Annotated in this window: 16 protein-coding genes; 9 read left to right on the plus strand and 7 right to left on the minus strand. The window is 64.1% G+C overall.

The window, feature by feature from the left end; translation table 11 throughout:
* Positions 1–3 precede the first annotated feature (3 nt).
* Positions 4–1,530: an AMP nucleosidase gene (locus QCE69_RS33770; RefSeq protein WP_309927167.1), complete on the minus strand. Its 1,527-nt coding sequence runs from the start codon at positions 1,528–1,530 to the stop codon at positions 4–6.
* 218 nt (positions 1,531–1,748) lie between these two features.
* Between QCE69_RS33770 and QCE69_RS33775 the strand changes: the two genes are divergently transcribed.
* The 3 genes from QCE69_RS33775 to QCE69_RS33785 all read left to right on the plus strand — a co-directional run bounded on the left by QCE69_RS33775 (position 1,749) and on the right by QCE69_RS33785 (position 4,086).
* On the plus strand, positions 1,749–2,159 hold the full coding sequence (locus QCE69_RS33775) for a hypothetical protein (protein WP_309927168.1): 411 nt from the start codon (positions 1,749–1,751) through the stop codon (positions 2,157–2,159).
* A 125-nt stretch (positions 2,160–2,284) separates the two neighbouring features.
* The gene (locus QCE69_RS33780) at positions 2,285–3,256 is read left to right on the plus strand and encodes a homoserine kinase (protein ID WP_309935267.1); all 972 of its coding nucleotides are present in this window, start codon (positions 2,285–2,287) and stop codon (positions 3,254–3,256) included.
* An 8-nt stretch (positions 3,257–3,264) separates the two neighbouring features.
* A complete protein-coding gene (locus QCE69_RS33785; RefSeq protein WP_309935269.1) occupies positions 3,265–4,086 on the plus strand; it encodes a BPSS1780 family membrane protein in 822 nt (273 codons plus the stop codon).
* 111 nt (positions 4,087–4,197) lie between these two features.
* On the opposite strand, the gene QCE69_RS33790 is transcribed toward QCE69_RS33785, so the two are convergent.
* The gene (locus QCE69_RS33790; protein ID WP_309821089.1) at positions 4,198–4,371 is read right to left on the minus strand and encodes a DUF3563 family protein; all 174 of its coding nucleotides are present in this window, start codon (positions 4,369–4,371) and stop codon (positions 4,198–4,200) included.
* Positions 4,372–4,499: 128 nt separating this feature from the next.
* Positions 4,500–5,672 carry a PHB depolymerase family esterase gene (locus tag QCE69_RS33795; RefSeq protein ID WP_309935444.1) on the minus strand — a complete coding sequence of 391 codons (1,173 nt, stop codon included), beginning with the start codon at positions 5,670–5,672 and terminating at the stop codon, positions 4,500–4,502.
* Between the two features lie 322 nt (positions 5,673–5,994).
* Between QCE69_RS33795 and QCE69_RS33800 the strand changes: the two genes are divergently transcribed.
* A complete protein-coding gene (locus QCE69_RS33800) occupies positions 5,995–6,681 on the plus strand; it encodes a phosphatase PAP2 family protein (RefSeq protein ID WP_309935270.1) in 687 nt (228 codons plus the stop codon).
* Between the two features lie 21 nt (positions 6,682–6,702).
* On the opposite strand, the gene QCE69_RS33805 is transcribed toward QCE69_RS33800, so the two are convergent.
* Positions 6,703–7,527 carry a TOBE domain-containing protein gene (locus QCE69_RS33805; protein WP_309935272.1) on the minus strand — a complete coding sequence of 275 codons (825 nt, stop codon included), beginning with the start codon at positions 7,525–7,527 and terminating at the stop codon, positions 6,703–6,705.
* Positions 7,528–7,583: 56 nt separating this feature from the next.
* Entirely contained in the window at positions 7,584–9,068 is a 1,485-nt protein-coding gene (locus tag QCE69_RS33810) for a CHAD domain-containing protein (protein ID WP_309935273.1), read from the minus strand.
* 197 nt (positions 9,069–9,265) lie between these two features.
* Here QCE69_RS33810 and QCE69_RS33815 point away from each other — a divergent pair, with 197 nt between their 5' ends.
* Entirely contained in the window at positions 9,266–10,852 is a 1,587-nt protein-coding gene (locus tag QCE69_RS33815) for an inorganic phosphate transporter (protein ID WP_309927182.1), read from the plus strand.
* A 320-nt stretch (positions 10,853–11,172) separates the two neighbouring features.
* On the plus strand, positions 11,173–11,331 hold the full coding sequence (locus QCE69_RS33820; protein ID WP_086971801.1) for a DUF3309 family protein: 159 nt from the start codon (positions 11,173–11,175) through the stop codon (positions 11,329–11,331).
* A 104-nt stretch (positions 11,332–11,435) separates the two neighbouring features.
* Here QCE69_RS33820 and QCE69_RS33825 read toward each other — a convergent pair whose 3' ends face one another.
* Together QCE69_RS33825 and QCE69_RS33830 are read right to left on the minus strand one after the other, a co-directional pair.
* A complete protein-coding gene (locus QCE69_RS33825) occupies positions 11,436–11,744 on the minus strand; it encodes a hypothetical protein (protein WP_309935274.1) in 309 nt (102 codons plus the stop codon).
* Positions 11,741–11,986, minus strand: coding sequence for a hypothetical protein (locus QCE69_RS33830; RefSeq protein WP_309927186.1), 246 nt, complete (start codon positions 11,984–11,986; stop codon positions 11,741–11,743). The genes QCE69_RS33825 and QCE69_RS33830 overlap by 4 nt, the downstream gene beginning before the upstream one ends.
* Positions 11,987–12,261: 275 nt before the next feature.
* Here QCE69_RS33830 and QCE69_RS33835 point away from each other — a divergent pair, with 275 nt between their 5' ends.
* The 3 genes from QCE69_RS33835 (at position 12,262) to QCE69_RS33845 (ending at position 13,796) form a co-directional block, all read left to right on the plus strand.
* Positions 12,262–12,534, plus strand: a complete 273-nt coding sequence (locus QCE69_RS33835; protein ID WP_309935276.1) for a DUF2866 domain-containing protein — start codon at positions 12,262–12,264, stop codon at positions 12,532–12,534.
* Between the two features lie 93 nt (positions 12,535–12,627).
* Positions 12,628–13,065, plus strand: a complete 438-nt coding sequence (locus QCE69_RS33840) for an MbcA/ParS/Xre antitoxin family protein (protein WP_309935445.1) — start codon at positions 12,628–12,630, stop codon at positions 13,063–13,065.
* The gene (locus QCE69_RS33845; protein ID WP_309935277.1) at positions 13,065–13,796 is read left to right on the plus strand and encodes an RES family NAD+ phosphorylase; all 732 of its coding nucleotides are present in this window, start codon (positions 13,065–13,067) and stop codon (positions 13,794–13,796) included. The genes QCE69_RS33840 and QCE69_RS33845 overlap by 1 nt, the downstream gene beginning before the upstream one ends.
* The last annotated feature ends 24 nt before the right edge of the window (positions 13,797–13,820 follow it).

Below are 13,820 nucleotides of genomic sequence, written 5' to 3' on the forward strand. Positions count from 1 at the left end.
GACTTACTGGAACGCCACTTCGGCGAAGCTGCGCAGCTTGCGGCTGTGCAATTGCGACAGCCCGTTCATGCGCAGCAACTCCATCGCCTTCACGCCGATCTGCAGATGCTGATCCACTTGCGCGCGATAGAACTGGTCGGCCATACCGGGCAGCTTCAGTTCGCCATGCAGCGGCTTGTCCGACACGCATAACAGCGTCCCGTACGGCACGCGGAAGCGGAAGCCGTTGGCGGCGATCGTCGCGCTTTCCATGTCGAGCGCAACCGCCCGGCTCTGCGACAGCCGCCGTACCGGCTCGCGATGATCGCGCAGTTCCCAGTTGCGGTTATCCACGCTCGCCACCGTGCCCGTGCGCATCACGCGCTTCAGGTCGGTGCCTTCGAGCCGCGTCACCTGCGCGACCGCCTTCTCCAGCGCCACCTGCACTTCCGCCAGCGCCGGCACCGGCACCCACAGCGGCAGGTCGTCATCGAGCACGTGATCTTCACGCACGTAACCGTGGGCGAGCACGTAGTCGCCGAGCCGCTGCGTATTGCGCAGCCCCGCGCAATGTCCAAGCATGATCCACGCATGCGGGCGCAGCACCGCGATATGGTCCGTGATCGTCTTCGCGTTCGACGGTCCCACGCCGATGTTCACCATCGTGATGCCGCTGCCGTCCGCGCGCTTCAGGTGATACGCGGGCATCTGCGGCAGGCGCGCGGGGGCCGAGCCCTCCTCGGGCTGTTCGCCGAGGTTCGCGTTATACGTGACGACGTCGCCGGGTTCGACGAACGATGAATACTCGCTGCGATAGGCGCGCGTGGCTTCGTCGTCGGCACGCGACATCATCGTGCGGCCGAGCTTCACGAATTCGTCGATATAGAACTGGTAGTTCGTGTACAGCACGTAGTTCTGGAAATGCGTCGGCGAGGTCGCGGTGTAGTGGCGCAGCCGGTGCAACGAGAAGTCCACGCGCGCCGCCGTGAACAACGCGAGCGGATGCGGCTCGCCAGGACCGGGCTCGAAGGTGCCGTTGACGATGCGGTCGTCGAGCAGCGCGAGGTCCGGCGTATCGAAGATATTGCGCATCGCGAGCAGACGGTCGCGGTCCAGATCGCCTTCGAGATGAATGCCTTCGGCGAATGCGAAGTGAATCGGAATCGGCTGCGCCGACACGCCCACTTCAATGCCTACATGATGATTCTTCGCGAGCAGGCGCAACTGCTCGCGATAATAATCGCCGAACAGGTCGGGGCGCGTGAGCGTCGTTTCATAAATGCCCGGCCCGGCGACGAAACCATACGAGCGGCGTGAATCGATCTGCGTATTCCACTCGGTTCGCACGCGCACGAACGGATAACACGCACGCACACGATGCGTGAACTGCTCATTGCGTCGATAGCGCGCGAACGCATCGCGCAGGAATGCGGTGTTGGCTTCGTAGATGGCGGAAAGCCGCGTGACGGCCGCGACGGGATCTTCGAAGGATTCGGTCGGGAAGTCGTTGGCAGGCGTGCCCTGGGTGCTTTGAGTCCGGTCGTTTGTCATGATCTTGTGTCTTTTTTTGATGCCTTCGATGAATCGACATTAACACGGAAGAATGCCCGATCCATGAAGCCCCTGATCACGTGAGTGCGTGCAATCACACCGTGCAACAGTGTTTTTTCGGCGCCACGTCGAAATGCTGAAAACCGGCGCACAATAAGGCGTTCCACTGATTCGGCAAGGCTTTTTGCTAGAATCCGGCCATCGCCTGGAGAACCATCATGAAGCTGCACCTTTGCGCCGCCGTCGCGGCAGTCCTCGCCGCCGCAAGCCTCGGCGCAGTCGCGCAGCCGGCGCCGCAAGCCGCTCAAATCGAGCCGCAACCCGCCACGCAGAAAATGTCGCCGGAAGAAGCAGCGGGACTTCCGGATCTGAAAGCCATCAACCGCCCGCCGGCCAATGTCAGCTCGAAAGTCGAAATCTCGCCGCCGCGCACGCCGAGCTTTCACGAACTGAGCACGAACGGCACTGAAATCACCGAGTTCCGCGACAAGGGCAAGCCGGTCGAGATCGACGTGCGTTCCAACTTCGGCACGCGTTACCAGATGAGCTCGCCCGCCGATACCTCGCCGCAAGTACGCGACAACGGCAAGGCCAGCACCCGCCTGCCATCGATCAACCTGCGTTACTGATCTTTCCTGATCGCGCCGGACTCGCTACGAATGCGAGTCGCGGTCTCGCGGCGCGGCGTCCGACAGGCCGCGCCGATCTTCACAGGCCCGCTCCGGGCCGTCCAACCTGACCGACGCTTCCCTGCATGGCCGTCTTTACCCCCGTCACCCACGCCGAGCTCGGCGACTGGCTGCAAGACTACGATCTCGGCGATGTCGTCGAATTGCGCGGTATCCAGTCCGGTATCGAAAACAGCAACTTCTTTCTCACGACCACGCGCGGCGAATTCGTGCTGACGATCTTCGAGAATCTGAGCGCCACGCAGTTGCCGTTCTATCTCGATCTGATGCGTCATCTGGCCTCGCATCGCGTGCCCGTGCCCGATCCGATGCCGCGCCGTGACGGCACGCTGTTCGGCATGCTGCATGGCAAGCCCGCTTCGGTGGTCACGAAACTGGACGGCGCGCCTGAACTTGCGCCGTCGCCCGCGCATTGCATCGAGGTCGGGCAGATGCTTGCGCGCCTGCATCTTGCCGGAAGCGATTTCCCGCAGCATCAGCCGAATTTGCGCAGCCTGTCGTGGTGGCAGGAGAAGGCGCCGTCGATCGTTGAATTCCTGAGCCATGAGCAGCGCGAGTTGTTCGAGGGCGAACTGGCCTGGCAGGCGGCGTTCTTCGGCTCCGCGGATTACGCGGCGTTGCCCGGCGGCCCGTGTCATTGCGACTTGTTCCGCGACAATGTGCTGTTCGCGCCGGGGCTCGAACATGCGCGTCTCGGCGGCTTCTTCGACTTCTATTTCGCGGGCGTCGACAAATGGCTGTTCGACGTTGCCGTGACCGTCAACGACTGGTGCACGGATCTCGCCACGGGCGCGCTGGATGCCGCGCGTGTCGATGCGTTGCTGCGCGCGTATCAGACCGTGCGGCCGTTCACGCCCGCCGAGGAGCGTCACTGGAACGACATGCTGCGCGCAGGCGCGATGCGGTTTTGGGTGTCGCGCCTGCATGATTTTCATCGGCCGCGTGAAGCGCAGATGCTGAACGCGCACGATCCGGGTCATTTCGAACGCATCCTGCGCGCGCGCGTCCAGGCTGCTGCTCCATCCGCACAAGGCTAATCCTCTCTATGCGACTCATCGAAGTCCCCGCCAAGACCGGCTACGTGTGGTTCCGCCAGGGAATCTGGCTGTTTCGCCGCAATCCCTTTGCGTTTCTCACGGTGTTCTTCGCCTATTTGTTCGTGATGACGCTGATTTCGCGCGTGCCGCTGATCGGGCCGGTGCTGCCGCTCCTGTTCATTCCGGGCGTGGCGGTCGGCTTCATGGCGGCATGCCGCAACACGATTGCCGGCAAACCCGTCTGGCCGACCGTGCTCGTCGACGGCTTCCGCTCGTACGGGAGCGTCGTTGCGCGCCGGTTGCTCGCGCTCGGCGCGTTGTATGTCGTGGCGATGGCCGTGATCTTCGCGGTGTCGGCGCTGGTGGACGGCGGCACGCTGCTGAACCTCATGATGGGCGACGCGCCCGCCGGCGACCCCGAAACTGTCGCGGCGAGTTTCAGTCCGCTAGCGGTGCTCGTTGCGCTGGTGTGCTACATCCCGTTCGCGATGCTGTTCTGGTTCGCACCGATTCTTGTCGCATGGCACGACGTGCCGCCCGCCAAGGCGTTGTTCTTCAGCCTGGTGTCGTGCTGGCGCAACCGTGGTGCCTTCGTCTATTACGGCGTGTTGTGGATTTGCATTGCGCTTGCGGTGTCGTTCGGCCTCACCGCATTGATGCAGGCGCTCGGCGCCGGGCAGGAGATGGCATTGGCGGTGCTGATGCCGGCGTCGATTCTTGTCACTACCGCACTGTATTGCTCGTTCTACGCCACGTATCGCGGCTGCTTCGGCGTGCAGTCGCCGGATACGCCGGATATCCCGGACACCTCCGACGCCCCGAAGGTCTAGAACGACACGCGCAAAAATTCGGGACGAGAAAAAGCCGGCTCAAGCAAATGAGCCGGCTTCTTTATGCGTTTCTGCCGGAAGATAATCCGGCGAACAACTCAAGTCAGAAACTTAGTTCGACATCCACTGCGGATGACGTGTCTTGACTCGCTGGTCCAGCTTCTTCATACGATATTCGAGATCGTAGACGTCCGTGGCTTCGGCGAGATAGGCGTCGTCGCGCTCGCGGTCACGCTGGTCGGCAGACTTGGTCAGGAACAGGAAAATGCGGCTGAGCAGGAACATGGTGGGCCTCGCTGGGATACTAGGGTTACTACCTATGAAGCGATTATAGGGTAATCCCTGATCCAGCGCCAGCCCCGACAAAATAAATCTCTGATCTCAAACACAATTTTGCGACACTTCGACGCCCGTTACGCCACGCGGGCCTTGCTGGCAGCCCCGCCGGAGCGTCGCTGGTGCTTAAAAAATTCCCACATCACGGCGGCTGAATCTGGCCCTTTCGATGAATGGAAGGCCACGGTGTCATCGCCGCCGGCCCATGCATGGCCGAGTCCGCGCACAATCGACGTCTTCACGACCCGACGGCCGTTCTTGACGTAATCGCTGATCACGCCGTCGGCGAGTTTCTCTTCGCGGACTTCGCCCGCACGGCGGTTGCCTTCAGCATCAATGAAACCGTTCAGCCGCAAGAACTGCCGGGTCAACTGTTCGGCATTCGCGGCCGTGACGACAGAATCCAGCTCGCCATGCACGATGATCGCCGGCATGCCGGGGTACTCGCGAACGTCGACGGCGGCATCGATCAAGGCGACCGGATCCGTGCGGCTGCCGCGGCGCATGACATCCATCGCGCCGATGGCCGAATGCGCCTCGCCGAATACCACGCCGGAATGCAGCCCGACCGCCGCGAACGTCTGCGGATGGCGGATCGCGAGCAGCGCGGCAAGTCCCGCCCCGGCCGACATCCCGGCAACGTAGACGCGCTCTTCGTCGAGATCGTGCTCCGCGACGATGGCGTCAATGAGCGAGATCACGGAAGCCGCCTCGCCGCCACCGCCGCCGCCCGAGTCGTCGTACCAATGCCAGCAGCGATGCGCATGCTCGTGCTTCGACTGCTCCGGATACAGCACCGCGAAGCCGTATTTATCGGCGAGGAGATTGATGCGCGTGCCTTGGGCGAACTCGTCTGCGTTCTGCTTACAGCCGTGCAACATGACGACGAGCGGCATCCGCTCGGCGCTTTCGTTCGGCGGCAGATAGAGCGCGTACGACAAGTGATTCACCAGCCGGCCAGCCGATGTCGGCGGCGCCGAATGGTAGGAGCGCGCCCACTTCCCACGCGCCCAGGCCGACGCACGCGGCCGCACCCGCGACTCGCGCGCGGCCGGGCGCGTGCCGGTACGCGGCGACGACGCCTTGGCGGCCGCGCCCGACTGAAGTTTCGACTTGACGGTCTTGGCCCGCGTGGGCGTGGGCTTGGCCTTGGGTTTGGTCCGTGGCTTGGGAGCGTGAACCGCTTCAACGTGGCTGGCGACCAGGCGTCTCAAGCCGCGCAGCCAGAGCTTGGTAAGGCTTTTCGACATTCGGCTGGGTCCTCTGGAAACTGGCAATCGAACGGCGCGAGCAGGAGTTCCACGCCGGGTTGTGCAATGCACAATAACATCTTTTGCCCGAGCGATCGCTCGTCCGCGCATGACATATCGGGACGAATTAACAGCAATTCAACAAAATAGCGAAAAATAAACGAAAGTTACGCGATGTAACCCGTAAACGCGGCCTACGTTGTCACATAATTGCGTACGGCAGCAGGCAGTTATACTGCTGAGGATTAGCCTGCCAAAACAGGAGATGGCAGTGCAAGCCGTCGGCTACCGCGCTGCAGCAACCCCTATTCCCAAGCCATCAATGTCCATGGAGCTTCCCGTTTCCGTCTGGTACTGGATCACCGCGCTCGGCAGTGTCGGCGTGATGGGTCCGGTCGCGCTCATCATTGCCGCGTGGCTCGCGCTCGGCTATCGCTGGAAATACGCGGGCGCATGGCTCGCGCTGCTTGGCACCGCAAGCGGCCTGGTCGCACTGAGCAAGATCGCATTCATCGGCTGGGGAATCGGCATGCGCAATCTCGATTTCACCGGCATCAGCGGACATGCGCTCATGTCGACGTCGGTGCTGCCGGTGGCCGTTTTCGTCGCGCTGCTGCCCGCGCGGAATTCGCTGCGGGCGCTCGGCGTCGCAGCCGGATTGCTGCTGGGGCTGGCCGTGGGCGTATCGCGCGTGGTGCTCGATGCTCATTCGGTGTCGGAGGTCGTCGCGGGGTGCGCGCTCGGCGCCGTGGTCGCGCTGGCTTTCGTGCGCTTCGCGTGGCGCGCCGAGCCCGGAAAGCTCGCGCCGATGCCCGTGGCCGCGAGCTTCGCCGCGGTCGTCATCGCGTTGCACGGCGTGCCGGTGCCGACGCAGCACTGGATCACCGAGATCGCCCTCGGTTTGTCGGGCCATGCACGGCCCTATGTGCGAGCCAGCTGGAAGGTGAAACGCCCGCGTGCGCCGGAGCATCGGACGGAGGTTCAGGCGACGGATCCAGACGCCGCCTGAGATTCAGTCGAAATCAGAGGCTCAGTCGTTCACGCCGATGATCACGCTCGACGCCTTGATCACCGCCACCGCCTTCTGACCTTGCGCGAGTCCCAGCGTGTCGGCGCTCTGGTTGGTGATGATCGCCGTCACGGTGGTGCCGCCGTCGAGCGTCAGTGACACTTCCGCATTCACCGCGCCTTTCGTCACGTTGCTGACCGTGCCGTGCAGCTGATTGCGCGCCGAGAGCCTGGCGTTCGTGTCTTCCATCAGCATCACCCACGATGCCTTGATCAGCGCGAAGGCGTCGCTGCCTTCCTTCAGGCCAAGCGCCTGCGTGCTTTCATGGGTCACGACCGCGACGATGGTCTGGCCGCCCGGCAGGCCGAGTTCGATTTCATCGTTGACGGCACCGCGCGTGACCTTGGTCACCTTGCCTGCCAGTTGATTGCGTGCGCTTGTTCTCATCCCCAGTCTCCCGATCAGTTGCCAGTCATGGGCAAAGTCGGCGATCGCCGCGCCCGCCCGTTGCAGAAATTTGCGATGCTCGCGCTCCACCACGCGATAAGTCTCGATGAGCCGCAGCGCTGCCGGCGTGAGCGTCGTGCCGCCACCACCGCGGCCGCCGCTTGACGTGGTCACGAGCGGCTCGCCGGCGAGGTTGTTCATCGTGTCGACGGCGTCCCATGCGGCCTTGTAGCTCATGCCGATCCGCTTGGCGGCGGCCGTGATCGACCCGGCGTCGCGGATCGCGGCAAGCAGCGCAATGCGCGATGCGCCGCCCAACGTTTCCGCCCCGTTCGTCAGCCACACGGAACCGCCGATTTCGAGCGGCTCGCGTCGTGCGAGCGGTTCGTCACCGTTCATGCATCGTCTCCAGAGGTCGCGCCGTTACTGAAATCGAAACAATCCGGCGTGCCGCATTATAACGACGCCTTCAGACGCGGACGACGCAGCGCGCGCAACACGCGCTCGCCTTCCTGCGCGCCCGTGCGCGACGTAGCCGCGCTCCACGCGCGCGCGAAACCGCGCTGATAGTCGGTGGCTTCGGGCAGCGCGACGAGGCGGTCGGCGGCGACGGCGGCATCGTTGGCTTCGCCCAGCGCGGACTGGAGTTGCCCGAGCAGCGCGCCGGCGTGCTTGCGGGTTCGGGACGACAGGATCGAGCGGAAGAATTCCAGCGCGTAGCACAGCCGCTTGGCCTGAATGCGCACGCGATGCCGCTCCTGCGCCGGAAGCCGGACGAGATCGGGCACGCCGGCGATCCGGCGATAGTCCTTGTGGATCCGCCTCGCCCCGAACGCGACGAAACTCGTCGGGGCGGCATCCTCCTGCACCGCGAAGCGCGCGAGCCATTCGATGAAGGCCAGCGCGAGCCGCGCATGCCGTTTCGACGCGAGCGCCTCGCGCAGCCTTACGCGCGCGTCCTGCCGCCGCGCTTCCGCCGCCGCGATGAGCGCTTGCCAGCGGGTGGCGTCATCGTCGGAAGCGGCGTAGGCCGGCAGCGTCGTGCCGGCGAAGACGTCCCAGTCGCGCGCCTCGGCGAGAAAGCCGCCGAACCAGGCAAGTTCAGGAGCGATGTGCGTGTGCCAGGTCTCGTCGATATCGTCGCGAAACAGCTTCAGAAGCGTCTTCAGACGCCTCTGCACGACCCGCAACTGATGTACGTGCTCGTCGCCGAGACCGTCGCGCGCGGCAGCTTCGTTGCCGAACCACTGCCCGGCCACCGACGCCGCCATCGCGACGAAGGCCGCTCGCCGCGTCGCTGAAGGAGGCACATCGAGGCTCGTTGCGCAAACGGGATCGGCACTCGGCGCGGAAGCCGCGCCGGACGCGATGACGAAAGGCGTCGCGTCGATGACCGCGCCGGCGAGACTGAACAGCGCATCCATCGAACCATCGACGGCGGGCGCGGCGAGGCGCAGTTCCGGATGACCATCGGCAGCGGTTTCAAGCAACGCGCGCAGGAATACGCCCTCGATGTCGATGCGCCATGCGATACGCTCGATTTCACGACCGTCTGCGGCCGCCGGCACCGCCTGGGCAGCAAAGCCGATCACCCGATGCGCCTTGGCCAGCGGCACGCGCAAACCGGCCTCGGCTTCGGCGAATTCGCGCAGCGATGCGGCGAGATCATCGCCCGCCGGTCGCGCGAAGCTCCGGTAGCGCGCAAAGCCGGGAACGGGCGGCTGTTCCGTCAGGACGGCGCGCAGGGTGCGCGCGCCGTTCTGGGTTTCGACCGTCAGCCGCCAGTCCGGCGCTTTCAGCGGAATCTCGCGTACATGGAGCAACCCACGCGTGGGTGGATGCCCGACAAACGCGGCGATCCGCTCGAGCGCCGCGATCAGCGTGGCCCGCCCCTCCTCTCGCTGCACCGCCCGCAACGCGATTTCGATCCATATCGTCATGCTTCCTCCCGAACGCGCCTGCGCCGCGGTTCAGATCATATGAATTCATGATTGATCCGCGATTGATGCGTGTTTCACGAAATCGACACACGGCGGGTGAAACATCAGCGATTGTGCTTCGCAACGCACCCATCCGCCGTTTCCCTATTTGCCGCCCACGCGCGCAACGCGCACAAGCCCAGCCTCAAGGACGCGACATGAATCAAGTTGTCTTTCCTCAAACCGAGAGCGGCCGCTCTCCCGGCCAGCGCTACGCCCTGCTGATCTTTCTGCTGGTGATCGCGGCCGGCGTCGTCTATTGCGTGATGCATCTGCTCGAAGATCTCGCGCCGGTGCGGGAATCGTCGGTACTTCCGTATGTGCTGCTTGGCGTCGCGCTGCTGATCGCGCTCGGCTTCGAATTTGTCAACGGCTTTCATGACACGGCCAACGCCGTCGCCACCGTCATCTACACCCATTCGCTGACGCCCAATCTGGCGGTCGTCTGGTCCGGCATGTGGAACTTCATCGGCGTGCTGATTTCCAGCGGCGCGGTGGCCTTCGGCATCCTGCAACTGCTGCCGGTCGAACTGATCATCGGCGTCGGCAGTTCGCAGGGCTTCGCCATGGTGTTCGCGCTGCTGATCGCGGCGATCATCTGGAACCTCGGCACCTGGGCGCTCGGCCTGCCGTCGTCCAGCTCGCATACGCTGATCGGTTCCGTGATCGGCGTCGGCCTGATGAACCAGATGCTGCATGGTTCGAACGGCACGTCGGGCGTCGACTGGAGCCAGGCGGTGTCGGTCGGCAAGTCGCTGCTGTTTTCGCCGATCGTCGGCTTCATTCTCGCGGGCTTCCTGCTGTATGTGCTGAAGCTCGTCGTGCGCGTGCCGGCGCTCTACAAGGAGCCGGAAAAGAACGCGCCGCCGCCGTTCTGGATCCGCTGCCTGCTGATCCTGACCTGCACGGGCGTCTCGTTTGCGCACGGCTCCAACGACGGCCAGAAGGGCATGGGCCTCATCATGCTGATCCTGATCGGCACCGTGCCGACTGCCTATGCGCTCAACAAGGCCGTGACGGCCAACGAAACGCAGACCTTCCTCGCCGTGAGCCACAGCGCGGCCGAAGCGTTGCAGCGCTACAGCAACGGCGTCGCGCCCGCCGCCGATGCCCGCGCCCAGGTCGAGAAGTTCGTCCAGACGAAAACCTTGGCACCGGACTCGGTGGCCTCGTTGAACAGCCTCGTCGACTCGATCGAATCGCAGGTTCGCCCGAGTCAGACCATGGCTGAACTGCCGCAAGGCAACGTACGCAACGTGCGCAACGAGATGTATGTCGCGTCCGAGGCGCTGCGCATCATGGAGAAGCAGAAGACGCCCGCGTTCTCGCAACCCGACCTCGCGACCCTCGACAACTACAAGAAGCAGCTCGATCACGCGACCAAGTTCATCCCGACGTGGGTGAAGGTAGCCGTGGCGGTAGCGCTGGGACTTGGCACGATGGTCGGCTGGAAGCGCATCGTCGTGACGGTGGGTGAGCGCATCGGCAAGACGCATCTGACGTATGGACAAGGCGCATCGGCTGAACTCGTCGCGATGCTGACCATCGGCGCCGCCGATGCCTACGGCCTTCCGGTCAGCACGACGCACGTGCTTTCGTCGGGCATTGCCGGCACGATGGCCGCGAACGGTTCCGGCCTGCAATGGCGCACGGTGCGCAGCCTGGCGCTGGCGTGGATCCTGACGCTGCCGGTTTCGATCGCGCTCGCGGGCTTCCTGTTCTGGGTGTTCCGCGGCATCTTCTGAATCGCCGCCTGAACGCGTGCGTGGCGGGAGCGCGGCGATCCGCGCTCCCGCCGGTTGCAAATTTTGCGCTTCCCCTATCGTTCGCTCGTCATTTTTGACAATCCGCCTGTTCCGACGTCTGTCCGGGAAACGCCCGAAGCCTTGTGCCGCCTGGGTTTCAGGCTGACTGGCACAGCCATTGCTCTACTCTTCTCGTCGATCGCACCTCGGACCGGACGGCAGCAAGTTCCGCCGCCCCGGCGCACTGTGTTGCAGGCAGTTGGGAGGCCGCGCCGGGTGTCGATTCGTCAATCGCGATCAATTAACAAGGAGACGTCAAAATGACGATCGGAACCATCCTGCTGATCATCCTGATCCTGATCCTGATCGGCGCCATTCCGTCCTGGCCGCATAGCCGCAGTTGGGGTTATGGGCCGAGCGGTATTGTCGGCGTCGTGTTGATCGTGGTGATCGTGCTTTTGCTGATGGGACGGCTGTGACGTCCCGCGCGCCCGCGCTGCATTGAGCGGGTAGCGACTTGCGCAAATGAAAAGGGGCGCCCGACCGGGCGCCCCTTTTCATTTTCTTGACCCGTCCGGCGCTATCAGACGCGCATGACCTGCCCGTTCGGTTCGATCTTGCGCGGAATCATGGGTTCGGATTGTTTCGGCGACGATGCCTTCGGCCGTGCCGTGACGACAGGCGCTTCGATCGCGGCCTTGTCGGCCACCTGCTTCACCGCCGTCGCGCTCTTGCGCTTTTTCTTCGCGGCGACCTGGCTGCCCGTGTGGGACTTCGGCTTGCCCTTCACGGCTTGCGCCTCGGGCGGATTCCAGACTTCCGTGTAACGCTCGGCCGCGAACAATGACGACGAGCCGAAGACCAGCAGAAGAATGAGCAATGCGCGCTTCAAAGGTTTCGCTCCAACGGTGAGTGGCCCGCTCTGCGCGAGAGGATGGCGTCGAGCGAGCGCTCGGAGGTGTCGAGTTCGTGTAACGCGGCGTCGAGTCGCCCGAGTGAACACGCGGCGGACTGACCGCTTGCTTCTAATCCAGGCTCGCTTCGCGTGGCGTCGAACGCTGCGTGGACGGCTCGCGTCGCGCGCATGAAACGTTCGAGCGCGGCGGCTTCGAGCGAATCGCTGTGTCGATTCATCGGCAAGCTCCTGTGACGAACAAGCTGTACGAATATACAGTAATCGACCGCCCCGGCAAACCTGCTGATTTCAGCGTGGTGAAAATGCAGCAACCCCTCTTGACCCGCGCGCCAACGCCATTTTTCCCCGTCCCGGTGACATTTCGACGCGCCTTGTCTTCAGCCATCTCGAAATTAAGGCGCGCTTAATTCTGGGCCGACACACTCCAAGCGCGATCCGGCTCCGCTGGCGCCGTCAGATGACGGTCCGAGCCGCCCACGATGAGGAATGTGCCATGCCTGCCAACACCACTGCGCGCCCGTCTTTCGCCAATCTCGCTCCGACGCTGCGCAAGAAGCACGCGCTCGCGCTGCGCCGCTGCCGTCTGTCGGCGCCGGTCGAGCCGTTGTTCGGTCTGGCCTACCGGATGGTCGAATGGGAAAGCAAGAACGATCCGCGCGTCCAGTGCCGCATCTTCCCCGCCGACTGCACGTCCAAGCAGATCGCTGAAGCGTTGCGGGCGCATGTGCCGGGCCGCCGTTACGGACCCGTCGATGAAGACGCGTGATCCGTCGCGCCGAGCACGAAAGTTCATGCATCGCTTGAATTAATCCACATATGGACTAATATGGTCATCAAGTTCCTTTCGAGACTTGATGACATGTCCCATGCCGCACGCGCCCATTCAGCGGCGACAGGCCACACGCCGCCGCCCCCGGCACTGCGTACAGGCGACCTTTCCGCCGCCGGCCTGCGCGCCTTCATCAACATCGCCCGGGACTGGTCGCTAACGGCCGAAGAGCAGATCATCCTGCTGGGTTCGCCCGGGCGTTCCACATATTTCAAATGGAAGAACGCGCCTGAATCGGCGCGGCTCGAACGCGACAAGCTCGAGCGCCTGTCGCTCATTCTCGGCATCTACAAGGCGTTGCAGATCCTGCTGCCGGACCCCGGCGCCGCCGACACCTGGATCCGCCGCCCCAACACCGCGCCGCCCTTCGGCGGCAAGCCGGCGCTCGACCGCATGCTGGCAGGCAATATCAGCGACCTGCTCGCCGTTCGGCAGTACCTCGATGCGATGCGAGGCGGATGGGCGTGATGGGTATCGAATTCGGCAAGAACCCGTCCGACTGGCGGGAGCGCTGGCCGCATGGCCTGCTCGACTGGTCGCCCGCGTATCGCGTGATTCCCACTCGCTTTCCCGCTGTGAACCTGTTCGACCGCGTGGCGTCGCCGCACGATTTCGAAGCGTTGTACGCGCTGGAGGCGATGACCAACGACCGCCTGCGGACCGAACTCGGCGAACTGGATCTCGTGCCGCAGGACGAGCGCTGCTTCGGGCCGGGCTGCGGGCCGATCATGGCCGCGTTCACGCATCTGAATCCGAACGGCAGCCGTTTCTCCGACGGACACTACGGCGTGTTCTATTGCGCGCGTGATCGTCAGACGGCCATCGAGGAAACGCGTTATCACTCGAGCCTGTTTCTGCGCGCCACCAACGAAGCGCCGCTGCGGCAGCAGATGCGCCTCTATTCGGTGACGGCGTACGGTGAAGTGGTGGATTTGCGCGGGGACGCCATCGCACGGAATGGCCTGGATGCGCGTCTGCTCGATCCCGTCGATTACGGCGCGGGCCGCGCGCTCGGCCGTGCGGCGCGTGAGGCCGGCGCGGCGGGGATTGCGTATCCGTCGGTGCGCGACCCGCAGGGCGAGTGCCTCGCGGCCCTCCGCACGACGATGCTGCGCGACTGCCACCACGCGGCCTATCTCGAATACGACTGGAACGGCCACGCGATCGACTACGTGTTCGAGCTGAACCAGGTCGGCTGAATGCACCGCACGTCAACGCACGTC

Source organism: Caballeronia sp. LZ032 (assembly GCF_031451315.1).
GTDB lineage: Bacteria > Pseudomonadota > Gammaproteobacteria > Burkholderiales > Burkholderiaceae > Caballeronia.